Source organism: Salinimicrobium flavum (assembly GCF_042684505.1).
Taxonomy (GTDB): Bacteria; Bacteroidota; Bacteroidia; order Flavobacteriales; family Flavobacteriaceae; genus Salinimicrobium; species Salinimicrobium flavum.
In genome coordinates this window covers 54,148-75,256 of the sequence record NZ_JBHULT010000013.1, presented here as the reverse complement: position 1 = coordinate 75,256, position 21,109 = coordinate 54,148, and the positions used below count along the sequence as shown (strand labels likewise).

Sequence of the window (21,109 nt, the reverse complement as noted above, 5' to 3'; positions counted from 1 at the left end):
AGAAAATCAACAGAACTACTCTATTGGGTAGGTAAATAGGGTCCGGCTCCTGCCGGGAGGAGGATAAGGGATCACAAGCAGGCTTCAAAGGGTCTTTCATTTTCCTTTTTTTACTATGGGTATTCCTGACACTGCATTTTACTTTCGGTCTTCCCGGGAAGAAAGAATGTCTGAATAATTCCCGGTTTTAAGCAGCCCGGTAAGGACTGGCGCCTTCTGCATTTAAAAAACCAGTATATTTTTTAAAGTATTCGATCGTAAATTCGGGTGCAGTTGTGGAAAATTTTTTAATCACCTGTCATTTTTGACAATCTCATAATCTTCTTTTCTTTCTGAAGAAAATTGATTCCTGAAAGGATCAAAAACCTTAGTTTTGAGATAATTTCTAAAGAAATAAGCATGAAAAATAACAGGCATTTTGTGATAGATTTTGACAGTACTTTTACCCAGGTAGAGGCACTCGATGTGTTGGGAGAGATTTCCCTGGCAGATCATGATGAAAAGGACGAACGCCTGAAGAAGCTATCTGATCTAACCAACAGCGGAATGGCCGGAGATCTTTCTTTCCGGGAGTCCCTGGAACAGCGGCTGGCCTTATTGAACGCCCGGGAAAAACATCTTCCGCAGCTCATTAATAGGTTGAGAAGCAAGGTGTCGATCTCCTTTGTTCGTAACCGTGAGTTCTTTAATGAAAACCATGAAAACATCTATATCATATCAAATGGTTTCAAGGAATTTATTGTGCCTATAGTAGCTGAATTTGGAGTGCGGGAGGAGAATGTCTTTGCCAATACTTTTAAATATGATGAGGAAGGACGGGTAATAGGATTCGATACCAATAATGTTCTTTCTTCCAATAACGGAAAAGTTGAAATGCTTAAAAGCATGGATCTGGAGGGAGACGTTTATGTGATAGGAGACGGGTATACAGATTATGAGATCAAAGCCGCCGGTCTTGCCAACAAATTCTATGCTTTTACAGAAAATGTGGAAAGGAACAACGTTTTGGAAAAGGCAGATCATATCACCCCAAGCCTTGATGAATTCCTTTACCTGCATAAAATGAACAAGGCGATCTCATATCCAAAGAACAGGATCAAGGTACTGCTGCTGGAGAATATTCACGAGGATGCTGCAAAGATCCTGAAGAACGAAGGTTATAATGTTTCTACTATTTCCGGAGCGCTGGATGAGGAAGAACTGGCAGAAAGGATCAGGGATGTCTCTGTGCTGGGAATAAGGTCCAAAACCCATCTTACTAAAAAGGTGTTGGAAAGAGCAGACCGGCTTATTGCGGTGGGAGCATTTTGCATAGGCACCAACCAGATCGATCTTGATGAATGCCTGCGGAAGGGGATCGCTGTCTTCAATGCGCCTTTCAGCAACACCCGCTCTGTGGTAGAACTCGCTATTGGGGAGATCATTTTCCTTATGCGTGGCCTGCCGGACAGGATATCAGAGATGCACAACGGGGTATGGCAAAAATCGGCAGCAGACAGCCGGGAAGTGAGAGGAAAGAAACTGGGGATAGTGGGGTACGGAAATATTGGCGCACAGCTTTCTGTGGTGGCAGAGGCGATTGGATTTGATGTCTATTATTACGATATCATGGAAAAACTGGCCCTGGGAAATGCCACGAAATGTAACTCTCTTCAGGAATTACTGGGTAAGGCAGATGTGGTTAGCCTCCATGTAGACGGAAGACAGGAGAACAGGGACCTCATTGGGGAAAAGGAATTTGACCAGATGAAAGAAGGAGCTGTGTTTCTCAACCTTAGCCGTGGTCATGTGGTGGAGATTGAGGCCTTGAAAAAGAACCTTCTCTCCGGAAAGATAAGAGGTGCCGGAGTGGATGTTTTTCCGAAGGAACCAAAAACCAACAATGAAACCTTCGAATCTGAATTGCGCGGTCTCCCGAATGTGATCCTTACTCCGCACATTGGTGGTAGTACCGAAGAAGCCCAGGTGAATATAGGGAATTTCGTGCCCGGGAAGATCATTGAATATATCAATACCGGAAGCACCACCAACAGCGTAAACTTCCCTAACCTGCAGCTGCCTATCCTGGAAAATGCCCACAGACTTATACATATTCACCACAACCGGCCTGGGATCATCGCCCACATCAATAATGTGCTTTCTGAACATGACTGTAACATCGTGGGGCAATACCTTAAGACCAACGAAGAGATTGGCTACGTGATCACAGATATCGATAAGGCATACAATGAGGAAGTGATCGCTGAAATGAAAGAGATAGAAGACACCATAAGGTTCAGGGTACTATATTGATCCCGGTATCCCGATGGTCTTTTCCCATAATAACAGAACCTTAGAGAAATTTTCTGAGAAATGCGATCATTTTGGGGGCCGAGTGTGCGACCTTCCTGATCTTTCCTTCCCCGTCCACAATTAGATGGGTGGGATACATGGTCAATCCTAGGCTGTCTTTGGTGAAAGGCTGGCTGTTGGGGATGACCTCATAACGAAATTCGGTTTTCGAAAGAAATTCTTCCAGCTCTTCTTCAGGGTCGTCAGAAAGGCTTAAAAATACCACATCTTCCCGGTCACTGTATTCTTTAACCAGTTCGTTGAGCTGTGGCATCTCATCAATACAGGGTTTACATTTAATGAACCAGGTCTTGACCACAAGGGTCTTTCCCCGCAATTCATCGCTGGAAAATGATCTTCCATTAAGATCTTTAAAATGGAATTCAGGAAAGGTTTTTCCTTCCATTTGAAGGTAGCGATATTCAGTATAAGTGTCGGCTGCAATATTGTAGCTTATCCCATCATCTGCATCTTCCCTTAACCTTATCAATTGATATTTCTCGCGGTCTCCTTCCGGCTTTCTGGCAAAAACCATGAATTCCCCGGTTATAATCGCTTCCAAAAAGGCCTTTTTCCCAATGGTATCACCGGTTTCTCCCAGCGGTAAGAAATCTGAAGAAAGATCAATATTGGTTTTATGATACCGGTACCATTTGTCATGGTCATTTTGCAGACTATTGATCTGCATCTCGGCGACAGATAGCGGCTTTTCCTCTTCCTTACAAGAAGTGAAAACGAAAAAGAACAGGAAGCACCCCGTTAAAAACTTAAATAAAGAAGAAATTTTAAACATAATTACAGCCTCTGAATTTGCGCAGCAAAGATAAAACTTTAATTGGAGGAGATGCAATGTGGTGTATGCTCCAAACTGGACGGGACAAATTTATCTGATTTATCCGGTTTATGACCTGTATCATATTTCAGGCTTGACAGGTTCTTCATCTTTGAGGCTTGCCTTGAAAACAAATTTATTATGAATACATTTTCTCCACATAATTTCCATATACCCGTCATGGGGATCGCTTTTACCATTGATAGTCCGGTAAAGGTGGCCTGCTATGGGATCAACTCTGCCTTGTCCATTATCGAGGACAATCTGGTGGAAATGATGCGGAAATATTATTACCAGCAGAACAATGAGACCTATGTCCCCATTGAGAAGCATGAAGAGAATTATCGCACCCGCAGGATCACAGATTATCTAAACCTGGTGAACCGCATTGTGCATAACAAACTCGAGCACCTGAAAGACTCTGCCTTTGATAAGGGGTCTGAGATCGTGAAGTATTTTGAAATGCTCCCCGAGGAAAGCGGTCTTAAGGGAAAATATCATCAATTCCTGCAGGCTCATGGGGAGGCCAGGGAAGAACTGGAACAATTCCTTCGGAAACACGTAAAACCGGGTGCCATAGAGGTCAATATCATGACCAAGGTAGATAAGAACAATAAGGACAAGCAGGGAGAACTTATTCCCGATGGGTCTGATGCGCTGGGGGCTTTAAAAGCTTATGCTGAAAGTGACCTGGAAAATTCAGCGGTTATCTTTTCTGCCGGAATGAACCCCAGGCTGTTCAATTACCTGGAGAATTTCCGTGAATTTGATGCTACGGAATGGGGAGTTTTCAAAAAGCGGGTCGTGATCAAAGTAAGTGATTATCGTTCTGCCCTGATCCAGGGGAAATATCTTGCTAAAAAAGGAATATGGGTAAGTGAATTCAGGATCGAATCTGGCCTCAATTGCGGCGGACATGCTTTTGCTACACAAGGGCTTTTGCTGGGACCCATCCTGGAGGAATTCCGTGATAAAAAAGAAGAACTGGCTGCTGATCTTTTCAGTCTCTATAACCCGGCCATCATGGCAAGGGGAGAAGCCGGATTTGAAAAACCGCACCCGGTGCGTATCACCGTGCAGGGAGGAATAGGAACCGCTGAAGAAAACAAATTACTGCTGGAACATTATAAAGTTGCAGGAACAGGATGGGGCACCCCGTTTCTCTTATGTCCTGAAGCCACCACCGTAGACGAAAAAACCCTGGAGCTTTTAAGCAAAAGTAAAAAGGAAGATGTGGTGCTAAGCAAAGCCTCACCACTTGGGGTACGTTTCAATTACCTGAAAGGAACCAGTTCTGACAGGGAGAGACAGGAAAGGATCAAAAAAGGTAAACCGGGAAGTCCATGTACAGAAAAGTACCTCGTTTCCAATACCGAGTTTACAAAAGAACCAATTTGTACTGCTTCCAGGAAATACCAGAAACTGAAACTGGAGCAGCTGGCAGCCGCAGATCTTCCTCAAGCCGAGTATAAGCAACAGGTAGATGATCTTCTTGCCAAAGAATGCCTTTGTATTGGCCTAAGTAATTCCGCAGGGATCAATTATGAGGTTCCCATCGTGAAAAAGCTGGATGCCGTAACTATTTGCCCGGGACCAAACATTGTGAACTTCTCAAAGGTCGCCAGTCTGCAGGAAATGACAGACCATATTTATGACAGGAATGCGTTACCGCAAGATCCAACGAGGGCCCATATGTTCCTTAAGGAGCTGCAATTATATGTGGACTATATTCAGGAAGAGGTGAAGACTTGCTTCAATCCCGGGCCTCGTGACATTAAAGGGTGGAAAGGATTTTGTGAGAATTTACTGGAAGGAGTGGAGCATTACCGCGCACTACTTCACAAGGAACTCGTACGGAATAAAGAAGCTTTTAATGACGGATTGGTCCTGGCAGAAAAGGAAATCATGAATGTGAAGTTTCGTCTGGAAAAAATTTAAAAAACAATCCCTCTGCTTAGGGAGAGGGATTGCTTATTGAAAATGCGGTCCTGGCTCAAAATTCATTTGCATGAACCTTCTCCCGGGCGGCTTCATAATCAGACTTCAGGATGGAAAATATATCAACATCAATGAATTTTCCGTTTTTGAACTCACATTGACGCATGGTACCCTCGTGTTCAAAATGAAATTTTTCCAGTCCTTTTTTACATTTCGAATTTCCACTCTCTACAAAGCCTTCTATGCGGTTTAAATCCAGTTGTTCAAATCCTTCCTGAAAGAGGCGGGGCATGACTTCTTTCATAATACCCTGTCCCCAGAACTCCGGTAGCAACCAGAGGCCAATTTCAGCTTTTTTATGCTCCCTGTCCAGCCCGTTGAATCCGCCGGCACCACAAAACTCTCCACTGTCTGCCAGATAGATTCCCCACCAGATACCCGTTCCTTTATTTTTGAGATCGTCATACCAGTCCATTTGCTCCTGCGTGTCCTCAAGGGTGGAAAAGTGCACGGCGTAATAAGCGGTTACCCGGGGATCTGATAATCCTTTGTGGATATTTACGATGTCTTTTCTTTGGATTTCATTTAACTCAAATCTTTTCGTTTTCATTTTCTATTAATTACTTCAGGAGATTTTTAATCCCTGCCAGAGTGTGAAGGACCCTGGTATCAGGTGTTCAATTTAAGAATTTCTCTTTATTATTGTTTGGTGGACTAAAGTGCGGTCAAATCTCCTTTCCATCCTAAATACTTTAGTAAAGTACTGATCATTCAGAACGGAATAATTAAAATTATAAATCTTATTTTTACTTGCGTAAAACCATTTGCATGTTAGAAGAAGAATTAAAAGAAGCCTATCATTTCATTTTTGAAGAAGAGCTTATGGAGGAGATAGCCAAATTTGGCACTCTGAAAGAAGTAAAAGCCGGTGAGAAGATCATTGAAATAGGGGATTATGTTAAAAGTATGCCGCTGTTGCTTGAAGGGGCAATTAAGATCTTACGGGAAGATAAGGATGGGGATGAACTTTTACTGTATTTCCTTGAACGCGGTGATACCTGCGCAATGACCCTTTCCTGCTGTCTCGGCCAGACTCGTAGTGAGATCAGGGCGGTGGCGGAAAAGGACACCCGAATCGTCATGATCCCCATTGAAAAGATGGAGGAGTGGACCTCCAAGTACAAGAGCTGGAGAAATTTCGTATTTGAAAGCTACCATACACGGCTTTCTGAAATGCTTGATACCATTGATACCATTGCTTTTCTGAATATGGACCAGCGCCTCATGCGTTACCTCCAGGACAAAGCAAAGATCAACCGAACTGACCTTATCCAGGTTACACATCAGGAAATAGCCTATGATCTTCACACGTCACGGGTGGTGATCTCAAGGCTTTTGAAAAAACTGGAAATTGATGGTAAGATCGAGCTGCAACGAAACAATATAAAAGTGATCGCATTGTAAACAGGTTGCATTGTAATAAAAGTTACTGTGCAGCTTAGCAGGTGTAACTACTTTTGCACGCTACAAATTATAAACTATGGAATTATTTGACTTCCTGGGTTATATCGGGGCTTTGATCATTGGGATCGTACTGGGTCTTATTGGTGGGGGCGGTTCAATACTCACGGTTCCTGTCCTGGTTTATCTTCTCGCAATAAATCCTGTAACTGCAACGGCTTATTCCCTTTTTGTTGTGGGGGCCTCCTCGCTTGTAGGAGCCGTCAAGAACATGCAGAAGAAAAGAGTGGCCTATAGAACGGCCATTGTTTTTTCAATTCCGGCGTTTATAGCAGTATATATTACCCGTAAATATATCGTCCCGGCGATTCCTGAACACCTTATCTATATTGGCGGGTTCGAGATCACCAAAAACATTGGGATCATGCTTTTCTTCGCCTTCATTATGGTTCTGGCCTCGGTTTCCATGATCATGGAACGAAAAGAAAAACCGGTAAGTACTGAGAAAGTTAAATATAACTATCCGCTTATCATTATTGAAGGGGTGGTAGTGGGAGTGCTTACAGGCATCGTGGGTGCCGGCGGCGGATTTTTGATCATTCCAGCATTGGTCCTGCTGGCCAAACTTCCCATGAAAAAAGCGGTAGCCACCTCTCTGCTTATCATAGCCATTAAGTCTCTTATAGGTTTTATAGGAGATGTCGAGAATCTGGAAATTGACTGGCCATTCCTGCTTCTCTTTACGGCCATCTCAATAATCGGTATTTTTATAGGTATCTATCTTAACAGGTTCATTAACGGGAAGAAACTTAAAAGAGGGTTTGGTTGGTTCGTACTGTTGATGGGTCTCTATATAATCTGGAAAGAATTATTCTAACATTCCCTTACTATGGCGGTTCCCTTTAAAGACAAGATGTATGTGATGCTGCAGTTCCTGGTCTTCATTGCCTGGATCTTTGAGGTGGAATCCCTGAAATTTATATTTCCCGAAAACCTGGGTTGGATCGCTCTTTTTGCTGCCGGGCTTGGACTGTTACTGATCCTTGTTGCTTTTTTACAGCTTAATACCAGCCTTTCTCCTTTTCCCAGCCCTAAAAGAGGTGCAAAACTGGTCACGTCGGGGGTATTTGCTTTTGCAAGACATCCTATCTATTCCGGGATATTATTTATGGCTTTCGGAATTTCCTTTTGGCTGGGATCAGGATATAAATTAATAATAAGCCTTCTTTTGCTTGTCCTCTTTTATTTTAAAAGCAGTTATGAAGAAGAACGACTGCAAAAGAGCTATCCAGAGTATGAGTTTTATAAAAAGGAAACCGGAAGATTTTTTCCTAAATTTAACTGGAGAATCTAAAATATGGACAGAAGATCGTTAGGAAAGAATCCATCGGGGGAGCGCCTGAAACAAATACAAAAATCCCCTAATTACCATGAAGGACACTTTCGCAACGTGGAGCCAACTTCGGTGAATCCAGATAATGTTTCCATATTTAAGATCCTTTTCAAGATGCTCAACAGGCCTGCTGAGGTAAGGCCTTCCGCAGAAATACCGCATATTGAGACAGATCTCCAGGCCCTGCACCTTCATGAGCCGGTGGTGGTATGGTTTGGGCATTCCTCTTATCTTATCAAGATAGGGAATTTCACGATGCTGGTAGATCCCGTGTTTAGTGGGAATGCTTCTCCTTCCAGGTTCTTCGGAAAGGCTTTTGATGGTGCAGATTCTTACAACGCCGAAGATATTCCTGCCCTCGACCTGCTGCTAATAACCCATGATCATTATGATCATCTCGACAGGTCAAGTATAGTAAAACTCCTTCCGAAGACCCAAAGGATCATTACTTCGTTGGGGGTGGGAGCTCATCTTGAATACTGGGGGGTACCGAAAGAAAAAATTACCGAACTTGACTGGTGGCAAAGTACTTTGATCAATAAAGGGATTGAAATAACCGCGACGCCTGCCAGACATTTTTCCGGCCGGGGTTTTAATAGAGGCAAAACCCTGTGGTCTTCCTTTGTTCTAAATATAAATGACCTGCGCGTATTTGTGGGGGCAGATTCGGGTTATGATATGCGGTTCAGGGAGATTGGAAGAAAGTATGGCCCGTTTGATTTTGCTTTTCTGGAATGTGGGCAGTATAATGAATACTGGCCCCAGATACATATGTTTCCCGAGGAGACTGTTAAAGCAGCCAAAGATCTGGATACAAAAGTTCTGATTCCGGTGCATTGGGGTAAATTTGTACTTTCCATGCATCCATGGAATGAGCCGGTGAAAAGACTGGTTAAAGCAGCAGATGAGCAGGAACAGAAATATTTAATACCGCAAATAGGGGAGCCTTTTTATCCGCAAAAGGATTATGAGCAGGTAGCCTGGTGGGAATTTTAAAAGGATCTATTATGGAGGACAGGAAAAAACATTGGAACGAAGTTTATGAGAAGAAGAAGGCTACAGAGGTTAGTTGGTATGAACCAATGCCCGAAACTTCCCTTGAGTTCATCAATGAATGTGAACTGGAAAAGGACTCGGCTATAATTGATATTGGGGGAGGAGACAGTTTTCTTGCCGAATTTTTATTAGGGAAAGGCTTCACTAATATAACCGTGGTGGATATTTCGGAAAAAGCCCTTGAACGCGCAAAGGAGAGGTTGGGGGAGAAAGCAGATGAGATCACCTGGATCCCTGCAGATGTTTCGGAATTTACTCCGCAGAAAAAATATGACCTGTGGCACGACAGGGCTGCTTTTCATTTCCTTACAGAAGATAAGCAAGTGGGAAATTACCTTAAAACAGTAAAAGAAGCCATCAAACCCGGCGGAAGACTTATTCTTGGCACTTTTTCAGAAAACGGACCAGGGAAGTGCAGCGGACTCGAGATCAGACAATATTCTATTAAACAAATGCAGGAGTTGTTTTCAGACGGCTTTACTTCAATGAACTGTAAGAATGTGGATCATACTACCCCAACAGGGGGAACACAGAATTTTACCTTCTGTAGCTATAAACGGGATGAAAATTAAAAAATACCGCTCCCATTTTGGAGCTAAAGATATGATGATATTATGAAAGAATTTTGGGACGATCGCTTCAGCAGTGATGAGTATGTTTATGGTGAAGAGCCAAATCAATATTTTAAATCAAGATTGATGCAATTCGATCCCGGGGAGATCCTTTTTGCAGCTGAAGGAGAAGGAAGAAACGCAGTTTTTGCCGCAAAAGAATACTGGAAGGCAGATGCCTTTGATGTTAGTAAGGAAGGTAAGAAAAAAGCAAAAAAGCTTGCCGAAAAAAATCATGTGGAGATTGAATACAAGGTTGGAGACCTACCTCAACTTGGGTATGAAAAAGAGCAGTTTGATGCGGTAGCTCTTATTTTTGCTCATTTTCCGGTAGATGTTCGCTCTGAATACCATCGCCTCCTTGCCTCTTACCTTCGCAGGGATGGGCTGATCTTCTTCGAAGGTTTCAGTAAGAAGAATGTAGCATATCAAAAGGAAAATCCTAATGTGGGAGGTCCAGAAGATGAGGCACTTCTTTTCTCTTTAGAGGAGATTGAGAAGGATTTTTCAAAAGATTTTGATTTCCTGGAACTTTATGAAGCTGAGGTTGACCTCAATGAAGGCAGATTCCATCAGGGGCTGGGAGCGGTCATAAGGTTTGTAGCCAAAAAGAAAAGATAAGAAACGCAGCCAAAAAAACCTGCAGGGCCAAAAGGCACTGCAGGTTCCAACTAACCAAACCAATAATTAAATTATAATACGTCTCCCAGGACAGTACCTTCCTGTATCCCTGAATTTTCTTCAAAACGTTTCTTTCCTTCATCAAGGAACTCCACAAATTTCTTTACGTCCAGGTCATAGGCATGAGGTGCGGCCAAAAGTTCTTCATTTTCACCTACTAAAGTGTAGTATGGCTGGGCATTAGCGTTCAGTTTCTGGATCATAAAATCCATATTCTGCTTTCCAATGGTCTTTTTCACCTTGTTATCATAGACAGATATGTACCAATCGTTCTCTGGTAACTGGGTTTTTTCGTCTACATAAAGAGCTACGACAATATAGTCTTCCCTGAGTCTTTTCAACACTTCAGGGTCACTCCACACGGTTGCTTCCATCTCCCTACAGTTCACGCAGCCGTGCCCTGTAAAGTCTATGAACAGTGGCTTATTTTCCTTTCTTGCACAGGCAAGGGCCTGGTCATAATCAAAATAGCCTTTCAAACCATGAGGGAGTTCCAGCATGTCTTTATATTTTGGTTGTTCACAGCCTTCTGAGAGTGTGGTTACTTCAGCCGGATTTGTACTGTCTAAAAGTCTGAAGTCATGCGTGCTCATGGGGGGCAGGTATCCTGCCAGTGCTTTTAACGGTGCTCCAAATAGTCCCGGGATAAGATATACCACAAAACTAAACACCAGGGTTGCGGTCAATAATCTCCAGACAGAAGTGTTCTCTTTCTTCTGTTCATGCGGAAAAATGATCTTTCCTAATAAATAGAACCCTAACAATGTAAAGATCACGATCCAGAGGGCAAGATAGATTTCCCGGTCGAGGATGTTCCAGTGATAGACCTGGTCTACCATACTAAGGAATTTTAATGCGAGTGCCAGTTCCAGGAATCCCAGGACCACCTTTACGGTGTTCAGCCATCCGCCGCTTTTGGGCAACGAGCTCAACCAGCCCGGGAAGATAGCGAACAGGGTAAACGGAACTGCGAATGCCGTTGAGAATCCCAGCATTCCTACCAGAGGCTTTATCGCCTGTCCGCTGGCTGCCTCAAGCAATATTGTTCCTGCAATAGGACCGGTACAGCTAAAACCAACCAATACCAGAGTAAAGGCCATAAAGAATATCCCGGCAAGTCCTCCTTTGTTGGCCTGATTATCAATGTTATTTACCAATTTGTTGGGTAGCCTTATCTCGAACAACCCAAAGAAGGATAATGCAAACAAAACAAATACTGCGAAGAACAGCAGGTTAGGGAGCCAGTGAGTACTAAGGAAATTCGCGAAGCCTGCTCCAAATACCAGCGCAAAGATGGTCCCTACCAGGGTATAGATCGCAATGATGGAAAGGCCGTAGATCACCGCCTGCATGATCGCCTTAGACCGGGTTCCACTGGCTTTGGTAAAGTAGGTAACGGTCATTGGGATCATTGGGAACACGCAGGGGGTAAGCAGTGCCGCAAGGCCTGCACCAAAAGAGATCAGGAAGAAGGTAAGCAAACCTGCCCAGCCTTTTTCCTCTTCTTCCACTTTAAAAGAGTTTTGAAACGGCTCCAGTTCCTTTACCTGCGGCCCCGTGGCTTCAGTAGAATTCCCGGTTCCCCCGGATGTTAAAGGTATGGCTGTTTCCTGGCTCTTTCCGTTGGGAAATACCGAAAAATCATTTTCATAAGGAATACACTGGCCCGTAACATCTGTACATATCTGATAGGTGATAATTCCCGAAATGGCTTCAGAAGGATCGTTTACTTTTATTTTTTGGGTGAAGGTGGCTTCCCCGGTAAAGTAAGTGATATCACCTTCCCAAACCTCATCATATTTCTTTTTTGGATTCACAGGTTGCGGGTGACCTAGGAGTTCATAGCCCTCATTCTCTTCAAAGATGATCTCGGTGAGCATAGGCCCCAGGTCCGGGTCAAAGTCGTTGGAATACATGTACCAATCAACGGGCACTTCTGCCGTAAAGGTCAGGGTGATCTCCTCTCCCGGCTGCACCTCTTCTTTATCTGAAGTCACCTTCCATTCCGGGGATTCCTGAATCTGCGCGAACAGTGGAAGGATCGAAAAGAAGGAGATAAGCAGGATCAGATACTTTCTTTTTTTCATAGTTTGTAGTTTGATCTGGTTAAATGAGGCTGTCCCGGGAAGGATCCTTCCCGGGACAGCCCTCATGATTTTTACTGTAGTTTCTGAAGGAAGTCCCTGAATTTTTTGGTATCATAATCTCCCATTCCCCTGTGGGTCATAGCCAGTTTTCCGTTGGCGTCTATCACATAGGTGGTGGGTATACTTCTCGAAGTATACATCTGGGGCATAGGGCTGGCAGCTCTGTAAACCTCAAACTCGTATCCTTTTCTCTCGTTAAAGTCTATGGCTTTGTCAAAATCCTGGTCTACAGAAAGCATGATAAATTCCACGTTCTGGTCTTTTACATCCTTATAGAGCTCATTGATCCCCGGCATTTCGGCCACACAGGGAGGACACCAGGTAGCCCAAACGTTGAAAAAGATCACTTTTCCACGAAAATCTGCCATATTCACTCTTTCTCCTTCAGAATTTATAAGCTGCAGGTTAAAATCTGCATTGGGATTTATGTTAGCTTCGGCGATCTCTGCTTTCTCTTCCACATCAGGGTTCATAAGGCCTGTTTTAAGTATACCGCGTTGCAGAAAACCAAACACCTCTGTGTGTAGTCCTGTAACAAAGAGACCTATAAAAACTGCTCCTATTATTCCGTATTCAATTAAATTCTTTTTAAGTTTCTTATTCATGATGATTCGGTTTTGCTCAATTGATATTAAAGTTCAATGCTTAGGTATCCTTTCTTCTGAAGCTCAAAATTGTAAAGGATCCCGTTATCTGCGACCTTTATATTGGGGTGTAATTTGGTTTTATCCACACCAAATTTCTTCAGTGAGAAACCACAGGCGTTAATGGTCACCCCTGCTTCTTCAGCCTGTTCCAGGAAAACTTTCATTGCTTCCTCATTAGTGAGCTCCTGCACGGTTTTTCCGCAAACCACTACCTGGAAATCCCCGAAATTCTTACCGTCCTGTTTTGCCAGTTCTTCGGCGGCTAATAATATGGGTTTAAGCTGCGGCACCTGCCTGGTGAGCACTACGTAATTGATTTTTTCTGAATGTTCCTTTTCTGAATGTTCTTTTTCTGAATGTTCTTTTTCTGAATGTGTTTGTGCATTTGTACTGAAGATTGTTAGCAATAATGCGATACTTAATAAAAGTGTCTTTTTCATGATATGTTGTTTTGTGAATTGTTGAAATCGTTCATAATAAAAAATGTGAGTCCGCCAATGATCGCGATGTTCTTGAAAAGGGGACCCAGGGTGGTGATCTGTCCTACCTGTATGGTAAGGGTGATAGGTACAATAACGGCTACTAAAACCGCTGCAGACCATCGTGTTTTAAAACCAGCAAGGAGGGATAATCCGGCGATCAACATGACGATGCCCGAGGCTATCACCATAAAGCGCGGTTCGCCAAACATATAGGCGATCCCCTTGAATTTTGCCTGTTCAATTCTTTGAAGGGTCTTTTCCAGGTTGATCAAATGACTGAAACTTGCCACCAGAAAGATCCCGCTGAGCATCACCCGGAAGATCTGTACCGAGAGACGACTCACAATAAGATTTGTGTTCATAAATATGTATAATAAATAAGTTAACCTGCCGGGGGAAAGAACTCAAAAGAATGAGTCAGGACTATTGGCGCAAAATGCGCCAGTCTCACCCGGATTTATAAAGAATGGGAAACAGGTTAGGCTTTGGGAGGGGGATAGAATTTTTCATGGTGGGAGGAAATGATTCCCGGATCCTGGTATGTGTATTGCCTGAAGTTCATATAGGCAATACCGGAAGGCCACTCCATGATTCGTAGATCAAATAGGGTATGGCATAAAAAATCCATCTCAAGGGAGGGGATCATAACCGCTTCGGCAATATCTGTCGCATCTGACTGATCTGAAAAAAGTGGTTTTTCACACCGGTCGTTGACCAGGCTTACTCCCACAGAATCCATCAGGATCATAAAGATCCTGGCATCAACAGTCACTACTTTTCCTGCGAAAAGAATGACAAACATGAGCGCTATGTAGTTTTTTAATTCCATGAAGAAGGCAAATATATAATGCCTCATTGGATTGAAATGTTACAATTGTTACAAAACTTTCAGATAAACGATCATCAGGGATGTCATAATTCTGTGGAGACACAAAATAAAGAGGAGGTGATTTGGGAAAGAATGGCTTTTTAGGTAAATTAGAAGTTCCTGTGGCTGCAGGTAACTTTAAAACAACCACCTAAAAAACCAGATTATGAAAATTAAAGTTTTCACCACTGTTCTTTTTGCAACTATTCTCCTGTTCGTTTCCTGTGGAGAAAAAACCGATGTAGTTGAATCGGGGACCTACCAAGGTACGATCAAGGAGGTAGAGGCTTCCAAGACTGAGATCTATGTCGAGACAAATGACGACCAAACCCTTGAACTTTATTTTACAGATCAAACCGAACTTACCAGAAATGGCAACCAGATCGAGTTTGCAGAATTAGAAGAAGGGATGCGGGTTGAAGTAGAGGTAAGAAAGGAAGGAAAAAGACTGGATCCAATTTCAATTAAAGTTCTGGAATAAAAATGGAGCAGACTCCGGAATTCTGGCGGACAGAGGTATTTCACCCTCTGTCCGTTCATTTTCCCATAGCTTTACTCCTGGTGGCCTTTTTATTCAAGGTCATAGCCCTTAGGTACAGGAGAGAGGTATGGGAACGTGGTGGTACGGTATTATTGGGATTGGGTGTGTTAGGTGTCTGGGTAGCGATCTATACCGGTGACCTTGCCGATGGTGCCGTTTCCCGAACCCTATGTGATCCTACCGTTCTCAAGGAACATGAGAACATGGCCTGGAATACAGCCTGGGTCTTCAGCGCAGGCCTTGCCATAGATCTTTTACGTTATATAAAATTTCCCCTTTTCAGAAATATGTTCTTTCTGGTCACGGTTACCTTAATACTTGCCGCCGGAAGCGGATTGCTCATGTATGTGGGTCACCTGGGTGCCACTCTGGTCTATCAACAGGCCGCAGGGGTATATACCCCCTCTGCTGATTGTGCCGAATTCAATTGAAATTCTGATAACTTGTCTGTTGTCTATATTTCTTAAAATTTTGCCAATGTAACTCTTGTTACTGCTTTAACAGTGCTAAAAATGTATTTTTGCTGTCCTGAATTTAATCGTAACCGAATGTATTGAATTCCAGTTCATTACGGATATAAGCGAATCTTTCCCGCCTTTTAGCGGGAATGAAAATGAAGAAAATAGAATAGAAAAACTGAAATCATGAAAATCAAACAATTTAAAGATAGCCCTCTTGCCCATTATTCCTATGCGGTAATTAGTGATGGAAAGATGGCCCTTATAGATCCAAGTAGAAATCCTTTGCAGTACTATCGTTATGCAGAAGAACATCATGCGAAGATCGTGGCAGTGTTTGAAACACACCCCCATGCAGATTTTGTGAGCGGTCATTGCCAGATCCATGACCAAACCGGGGCTACTATCTATGTAAGCAAACTGCTGGGGGCAGATTATGAACACAAGTCCTTTGATGAGGGAGACAAAGTGGAAATGGGGGAAGTGACCTTCAGAGCCTTAAATACTCCCGGGCATTCACCAGATAGTATCACTATTGTTGCAGAATCGAAGTCTAAAACCGCCCTTTTTACAGGGGACACCCTCTTTATTGGTGACGTTGGTCGCCCTGATCTCAGGGAGAAAGTAGGGAATATGAAAGCGAAAAGAGTTGAACTCGCTAAAGATATGTACCATACCATGCAGCACAAATTCAATGGGCTGCCAGATGATGCTATAGTATATCCCGCTCATGGTGCAGGTTCTCTTTGCGGAAAAAATATGAGTACAGATTCCTCCAGTACCCTGGGACAGGAGCGTAAATTCAATTGGGCTTTCCAAGATCAGACAGAGGAGAAGTTCGTGGAAACCATCCTGAAGGACCAGCCATTTATCCCACATTATTTTGGTTTCAATGTTGACGTCAATAAAGCGGGAGCAGATAATGTGCAGAAAACGAAAGCAGCAGTAAAGCTACACCTGTCAGTAGAAAGCTTGAAAAATGGTGTCACTGTAATTGATTCCAGGGATGGCGACAGGTATAAAGAGGGGCACCTGCCCAATAGCATTAATATAATGGCCCGTAATGAAGATGACAAATACGAAACATGGCTTGGAGCGATCTTAAAACCTGAAGAACCTTTCTACCTTGTTGTGCAGAGTATAGGGAACGTAAGGGATCTCCTCGAAAGAACTGCGAAAATTGGCTATGAAAAACAACTAAAAGGCATTGTGACCCTTTCGGAAAATGTTTCCCAAAAATCTGATGAATTCGACCTCAGGGATTTTAAAAAGCATCCTGAGAAATACACTATTGTTGATATTCGAAACGACTCGGAGGTTGCAGAAGGAAAGATCTTTGAAGACGCCATAACAATTCCCTTAAATGAGTTAAGGGAAAAATCCTGGGAAGTTCCTTCAGAAAAACCCATTGTCGTGCACTGTGCAGGTGGATACCGGTCTTCTGCCGGAAGTAGTATCCTGAAAAACAAATTCAAGGATACCAGGGTGTACGATCTAAGTGAAGATATTCAGAAATTTACATAATATCCGAAAGTATTGAGAGATGAAGTTTAATACCCAAATTCCAAAACGGCTTAAGTATTATTACTTAAGAGAACTGGTGCTATACAGGAAAGCTTTTAAAGATGGCGATTTCATTCATGCCTGGCACCACCTGGAAAGAGCCCATGTGATAGGTCAGTCGTATCCCGGTACACACTCCCATGCTCACTGGCTCATGCTCAAGTTTGGTTTTGCCATTAAAGATCTCAAGGAGATTTTGGGGCAGATCCCACGGCTGCTGGTAGGAGGGGTTAAATCTTTTGTAGGAAAAATCCCATTAGGGAATACCGGAGGAGCCAATGTGCCTCCTCTGCGGCCAATGCCGGTCCCTCCCGATATTCAGAATATCCTGAACAGTAAATAATAGAACAAAATTTTTTTAAAAAGAGGTTACACGGTCTTTCGTGTAACCTCTTTTCTTTTAGGATAACCTTAATGTAAAGGGATTATTATTTTTTATATTTACGGAAAGTGCAGAAAACTTTATTATATGGATCAACATTTTAAGGTTGTTGTAAACAACGAATTTGAATTCCGGTTTTCCGAAGAAGAGATAACCTCTCTGGATATTCAAAAAAGATCAGGATCAGAATTTCATATTCTAAAGGAGAACAGGTCCTTTAAAGCAATCCTCCAAAGCTCAGAATTTTTAGAAAAGAACTACCAGATAAAGATCAATTCCAACACCTATGATATCAGGATATCCAATGATCTGGATCTTTTAATAGAAGATATGGGACTAACCCTTGCTTCTGCCCAGGTAGTGAATAATATCAAGGCGCCCATGCCCGGCCTAATTCTCGATGTACAAGTGGAAGAGGGGGCAGAAGTAAAAGAAGGTGACTATCTGCTGGTTCTCGAGGCTATGAAAATGGAGAACACTCTAACCGCTCCGCGTGACGGAGTGGTGAAATCTGTCGCTGTTACCAGGGGGCAGACGGTAGATAAGGACCAGCTGTTGATCGAAATGGAATAAGCCATCCTAAAGTTAAAACCCACCTCAAATTTCTGTTTTAAAAAGGAAAAGAAAGAATGAAAAAAATACTGGTTGCCAACAGGGGCGAGATAGCCTTGAGAGTTATGAGAACCGCCCGTAAAATGGGAATAAAGACTGTAGCGGTCTATTCTTCGGCCGACAGGAACTCTCCTCATGTGAGATTTGCAGATGAGGCCGTTCATATTGGAGAACCACCCTCAAACCAATCCTATCTTAGAGGTGACAAGATCATCCTGGTTGCCAAAGAGCTGAATGTAGACGGGATACATCCCGGTTACGGCTTCTTAAGCGAAAATGCCGATTTTGCCGAAAAGGTGGAACAAAACGGGATCACATGGATAGGCCCGGGTTCAAAGGCGATAAGGATCATGGGAAGCAAGCTTGCGGCTAAAGATGCAGTAAAAGATTACGACATTCCTATGGTTCCCGGAGTTGATGAGGCCATAACAGATCCCGAAAAAGCTAAACAGATAGCAAAAGAGATAGGATTCCCTATCCTCATCAAGGCATCTGCCGGTGGAGGGGGTAAGGGAATGCGCATTGTTGAAAAGGAGAAGGACCTTGAAGATCAAATGAAGCGTGCCATTAGTGAAGCAGAATCTGCTTTTGGAGATGGCTCTGTTTTTATTGAAAAATATATTGGTTCCCCACGGCACATTGAGATACAGGTACTGGCAGATACCCATGGAAATATTCTTCACCTGTTCGAAAGGGAGTGCAGTATCCAAAGACGGCATCAAAAAGTAGTTGAAGAAGCCCCATCCTCCATACTGGATGATGCCTTACGGAAGGAAATGGGTGAGGCTGCCGTAAAAGTTGCAAGGGCTTGTGATTATGTGGGTGCAGGTACCGTAGAATTCCTGCTGGATGAGGACAGGAATTTTTACTTTCTTGAAATGAATACCCGCTTACAGGTCGAACACCCGGTAACCGAATTCATTACCGGCATAGACCTGGTAGAACAGCAGATAAATGTCGCAAGGGGGGAAGAATTGGATTTTACTCAAGAGGGCCTTACGATCAATGGTCATGCCATGGAACTCCGTGTATACGCAGAAGACCCTGAAGAGGATTTTATTCCAAGTGTGGGGACTTTGGAGGAGTATCGGGGACCTTCGGGAAAAGGAATTCGTCTGGACGACGGGTTTGAGGAAGGCATGGAAGTACCTATCTACTACGATCCTATGCTGGCCAAGCTTATTACTTACGGCAAAACCCGTGAGGAGGCGATCCAGCTTATGATATCGGCCATAGATAGCTATGTGGTCAAAGGAGTAAAAACAACTCTGCCCTTCGGGAAATTCGTATTTGAACATGAAGCCTTCCGAAGTGGGAATTTTGACACCCATTTCGTCAAAAAATATTATTCTGCAGAGAAGCTGCAGGAACAAAAGAGGGAAGAAGCCGAACTGGCAGCATTGATCGCCCTGAAACAATATTTGGAAGACCGGCAGCTGTTGAGGTTGCCAAATCACTAATTTCGATTACAACAGAATTTTCAATATGAGCGAAAATACCAGGAAATTACAGGATAAGATATCTCAGGCCCTTGTTGGGGGTGGGGAAAAAAGGATTGCAAAGCAACATGAACAAAAGAAACTTACTGCACGGGAGCGGGTGAATTACCTGCTGGATGAAGGCTCTTTTGAAGAGATCGGGATCCTGGTCACCCACCGCACCACAGATTTCGGAATGGAAGATCAGCTGTATTATGGTGACGGAGTGGTAACCGGATATGGCACCGTGAACGGTAGGCTGGTTTATGTTTTTGCCCAGGATTTTACCGTTTTTGGAGGATCTTTATCTGAAACCCATGCCGAAAAGATCTGCAAAGTAATGGATCATGCCATGAAAGTGGGGGCTCCTATCATTGGTCTTAATGATTCTGGCGGAGCACGCATCCAGGAAGGGGTAAGATCGCTGGGAGGATATGCCGATATTTTTTACCGTAATGTGCAGGCTTCCGGTGTCATTCCGCAGATATCGGCCATTATGGGGCCCTGTGCGGGAGGAGCAGTATATTCACCTGCCATGACAGATTTCACGATCATGGTACAGGATACCAGTTATATGTTCGTTACCGGTCCCAATGTGGTGAAGACGGTGACCAATGAAACTGTTACCTCAGAAGAGCTGGGAGGCGCAAGTACACACTCCACAAAATCGGGTGTGACCCATCTTACCGCTGCTAATGACCTGAGTTGCCTGGAAGAGATCAAGACCCTGTTGAGTTACCTCCCGCAGAATAATAAAGAAACTGCCCGGAAGCTCGATTATGAGATGGGGGACGAGATGCGTGACGTACTGGAAGGGATAGTTCCCGATAGTTCCAGCAAACCTTATGATATGCATGAGGTAATTACGGGAATTATTGATGAGGATTCCTTTTTTGAGATCCATAAAGATTATGCCAGTAATATTATCGTAGGATTTGCGAGGCTGGGCGGTCGAAGTATTGGTATCGTGGCTAACCAGCCTATGAGCCTTGCCGGAGTGCTGGATGTTGATTCCTCCAAAAAAGCAGCCCGTTTTACGAGGTTCTGCGATTGTTTTAATATTCCGTTGCTGGTGCTGGTAGATGTTCCGGGGTTCCTCCCGGGAACAGACCAGGAGTGGAACGGGATCATTTTACATGGAGCAAAATTGCTTTATGCCTTAAGTGAAGCCACTGTGCCCCGGGTAACCGTGATCACAAGAAAGGCTTATGGAGGCGCCTATGACGTGATGAATTCCAAACATATTGGCGCCGATCTTAACTTCGCCTGGCCAACTGCTGAAATTGCTGTGATGGGGGCTAAAGGTGCCAGCGAGATCATCTTCAGGAAAGAGATCCAGAAAGCAGAGAACCCCGAATTGAAACTTTCTGAAAAAGAAGCCGAATATGCCGAAAAATTCGCCAATCCATTCAAAGCAGCTCAACGAGGATTTATTGATGAGGTGATCATGCCGCGGGAAACGAGAAGAAAGTTGCTTAAGGCCTTTAGTATGCTCGAGAATAAAGAGGTGCTACGTATTGATCGCAAGCACGGAAATATCCCTCTTTAAGGTATAAGGATTAATGTTCACGGTTTACAGGTTTATATGGACAAAAACTGGTCTTTCAGCATCTTAAAAATCATAAGTA

22 protein-coding genes are annotated in these 21,109 nt (G+C 43.5%); 15 read left to right on the top strand and 7 right to left on the bottom strand.

The window, feature by feature from the left end; all coding sequences use genetic code 11:
• The first annotated feature begins 399 nt into the window (after window positions 1–399).
• Window positions 400–2,292, top strand: coding sequence for a phosphoglycerate dehydrogenase (gene serA, locus ACFSTG_RS14930; RefSeq protein ID WP_380755034.1), 1,893 nt, complete (start codon window positions 400–402; stop codon window positions 2,290–2,292).
• A 40-nt stretch (window positions 2,293–2,332) separates the two neighbouring features.
• Here the strand turns inward: serA and ACFSTG_RS14925 are convergent, their stop codons facing one another.
• Window positions 2,333–3,124 carry a TlpA family protein disulfide reductase gene (locus tag ACFSTG_RS14925; protein ID WP_380755032.1) on the bottom strand — a complete coding sequence of 264 codons (792 nt, stop codon included), beginning with the start codon at window positions 3,122–3,124 and terminating at the stop codon, window positions 2,333–2,335.
• A gap of 180 nt (window positions 3,125–3,304) precedes the next feature.
• Here ACFSTG_RS14925 and ACFSTG_RS14920 point away from each other — a divergent pair, with 180 nt between their 5' ends.
• Window positions 3,305–5,101 carry a hypothetical protein gene (locus ACFSTG_RS14920; protein WP_380755029.1) on the top strand — a complete coding sequence of 599 codons (1,797 nt, stop codon included), beginning with the start codon at window positions 3,305–3,307 and terminating at the stop codon, window positions 5,099–5,101.
• A gap of 55 nt (window positions 5,102–5,156) precedes the next feature.
• On the opposite strand, the gene ACFSTG_RS14915 is transcribed toward ACFSTG_RS14920, so the two are convergent.
• On the bottom strand, window positions 5,157–5,711 hold the full coding sequence (locus ACFSTG_RS14915) for a GNAT family N-acetyltransferase (protein ID WP_380755026.1): 555 nt from the start codon (window positions 5,709–5,711) through the stop codon (window positions 5,157–5,159).
• A gap of 218 nt (window positions 5,712–5,929) precedes the next feature.
• On the opposite strand from ACFSTG_RS14915, the gene ACFSTG_RS14910 reads away from it, so the two are divergent.
• From ACFSTG_RS14910 to ACFSTG_RS14885, 6 genes are all read left to right on the top strand, one after another.
• On the top strand, window positions 5,930–6,565 hold the full coding sequence (locus ACFSTG_RS14910; protein WP_380755023.1) for a Crp/Fnr family transcriptional regulator: 636 nt from the start codon (window positions 5,930–5,932) through the stop codon (window positions 6,563–6,565).
• A gap of 76 nt (window positions 6,566–6,641) precedes the next feature.
• Window positions 6,642–7,439, top strand: a complete 798-nt coding sequence (locus ACFSTG_RS14905) for a sulfite exporter TauE/SafE family protein (RefSeq protein WP_380755020.1) — start codon at window positions 6,642–6,644, stop codon at window positions 7,437–7,439.
• A gap of 12 nt (window positions 7,440–7,451) precedes the next feature.
• Window positions 7,452–7,916, top strand: coding sequence for a methyltransferase family protein (locus ACFSTG_RS14900; protein ID WP_380755017.1), 465 nt, complete (start codon window positions 7,452–7,454; stop codon window positions 7,914–7,916).
• A 3-nt stretch (window positions 7,917–7,919) separates the two neighbouring features.
• Window positions 7,920–8,951 (top strand): MBL fold metallo-hydrolase, encoded by a 1,032-nt coding sequence (locus tag ACFSTG_RS14895; protein WP_380755014.1) that lies wholly within the window; start codon window positions 7,920–7,922, stop codon window positions 8,949–8,951.
• An 11-nt stretch (window positions 8,952–8,962) separates the two neighbouring features.
• Window positions 8,963–9,583 carry a class I SAM-dependent methyltransferase gene (locus ACFSTG_RS14890; protein ID WP_380755011.1) on the top strand — a complete coding sequence of 207 codons (621 nt, stop codon included), beginning with the start codon at window positions 8,963–8,965 and terminating at the stop codon, window positions 9,581–9,583.
• Between the two features lie 42 nt (window positions 9,584–9,625).
• Window positions 9,626–10,243 (top strand): class I SAM-dependent methyltransferase, encoded by a 618-nt coding sequence (locus ACFSTG_RS14885; RefSeq protein WP_380755008.1) that lies wholly within the window; start codon window positions 9,626–9,628, stop codon window positions 10,241–10,243.
• Window positions 10,244–10,314: 71 nt separating this feature from the next.
• Here the strand turns inward: ACFSTG_RS14885 and ACFSTG_RS14880 are convergent, their stop codons facing one another.
• The 5 genes from ACFSTG_RS14880 to ACFSTG_RS14860 form a co-directional block, all read right to left on the bottom strand.
• Complete coding sequence (locus tag ACFSTG_RS14880; protein ID WP_380755005.1) at window positions 10,315–12,390, bottom strand: protein-disulfide reductase DsbD family protein; 2,076 nt, start codon at window positions 12,388–12,390, stop codon at window positions 10,315–10,317.
• 71 nt (window positions 12,391–12,461) lie between these two features.
• Window positions 12,462–13,055: a TlpA family protein disulfide reductase gene (locus ACFSTG_RS14875; protein WP_380755002.1), complete on the bottom strand. Its 594-nt coding sequence runs from the start codon at window positions 13,053–13,055 to the stop codon at window positions 12,462–12,464.
• A 26-nt stretch (window positions 13,056–13,081) separates the two neighbouring features.
• Window positions 13,082–13,537 carry a sulfur reduction protein DsrE gene (locus ACFSTG_RS14870; protein WP_380754999.1) on the bottom strand — a complete coding sequence of 152 codons (456 nt, stop codon included), beginning with the start codon at window positions 13,535–13,537 and terminating at the stop codon, window positions 13,082–13,084.
• The gene (locus tag ACFSTG_RS14865; RefSeq protein ID WP_380754996.1) at window positions 13,534–13,941 is read right to left on the bottom strand and encodes a DoxX family protein; all 408 of its coding nucleotides are present in this window, start codon (window positions 13,939–13,941) and stop codon (window positions 13,534–13,536) included. Before ACFSTG_RS14865 ends, ACFSTG_RS14870 begins: the two co-directional genes overlap by 4 nt.
• A 116-nt stretch (window positions 13,942–14,057) precedes the next feature.
• Window positions 14,058–14,408 (bottom strand): hypothetical protein, encoded by a 351-nt coding sequence (locus ACFSTG_RS14860; protein ID WP_380754993.1) that lies wholly within the window; start codon window positions 14,406–14,408, stop codon window positions 14,058–14,060.
• A gap of 205 nt (window positions 14,409–14,613) precedes the next feature.
• On the opposite strand from ACFSTG_RS14860, the gene ACFSTG_RS14855 reads away from it, so the two are divergent.
• The 7 genes from ACFSTG_RS14855 (at window position 14,614) to ACFSTG_RS14825 (ending at window position 21,030) form a co-directional block, all read left to right on the top strand.
• Entirely contained in the window at window positions 14,614–14,928 is a 315-nt protein-coding gene (locus ACFSTG_RS14855) for a hypothetical protein (protein ID WP_380754990.1), read from the top strand.
• A gap of 2 nt (window positions 14,929–14,930) precedes the next feature.
• Window positions 14,931–15,419, top strand: coding sequence for a DUF2231 domain-containing protein (locus ACFSTG_RS14850; protein WP_380754987.1), 489 nt, complete (start codon window positions 14,931–14,933; stop codon window positions 15,417–15,419).
• 213 nt (window positions 15,420–15,632) lie between these two features.
• Window positions 15,633–16,970 carry an MBL fold metallo-hydrolase gene (locus ACFSTG_RS14845; RefSeq protein WP_380754984.1) on the top strand — a complete coding sequence of 446 codons (1,338 nt, stop codon included), beginning with the start codon at window positions 15,633–15,635 and terminating at the stop codon, window positions 16,968–16,970.
• 19 nt (window positions 16,971–16,989) lie between these two features.
• Complete coding sequence (locus ACFSTG_RS14840; RefSeq protein WP_380754981.1) at window positions 16,990–17,352, top strand: DUF3703 domain-containing protein; 363 nt, start codon at window positions 16,990–16,992, stop codon at window positions 17,350–17,352.
• A 126-nt stretch (window positions 17,353–17,478) separates the two neighbouring features.
• Entirely contained in the window at window positions 17,479–17,964 is a 486-nt protein-coding gene (locus ACFSTG_RS14835) for an acetyl-CoA carboxylase biotin carboxyl carrier protein subunit (protein WP_380754978.1), read from the top strand.
• A gap of 56 nt (window positions 17,965–18,020) precedes the next feature.
• On the top strand, window positions 18,021–19,463 hold the full coding sequence (gene accC / locus ACFSTG_RS14830; protein WP_380754975.1) for an acetyl-CoA carboxylase biotin carboxylase subunit: 1,443 nt from the start codon (window positions 18,021–18,023) through the stop codon (window positions 19,461–19,463).
• A 25-nt stretch (window positions 19,464–19,488) separates the two neighbouring features.
• Window positions 19,489–21,030, top strand: a complete 1,542-nt coding sequence (locus ACFSTG_RS14825; protein ID WP_380754972.1) for an acyl-CoA carboxylase subunit beta — start codon at window positions 19,489–19,491, stop codon at window positions 21,028–21,030.
• The last annotated feature ends 79 nt before the right edge of the window (window positions 21,031–21,109 follow it).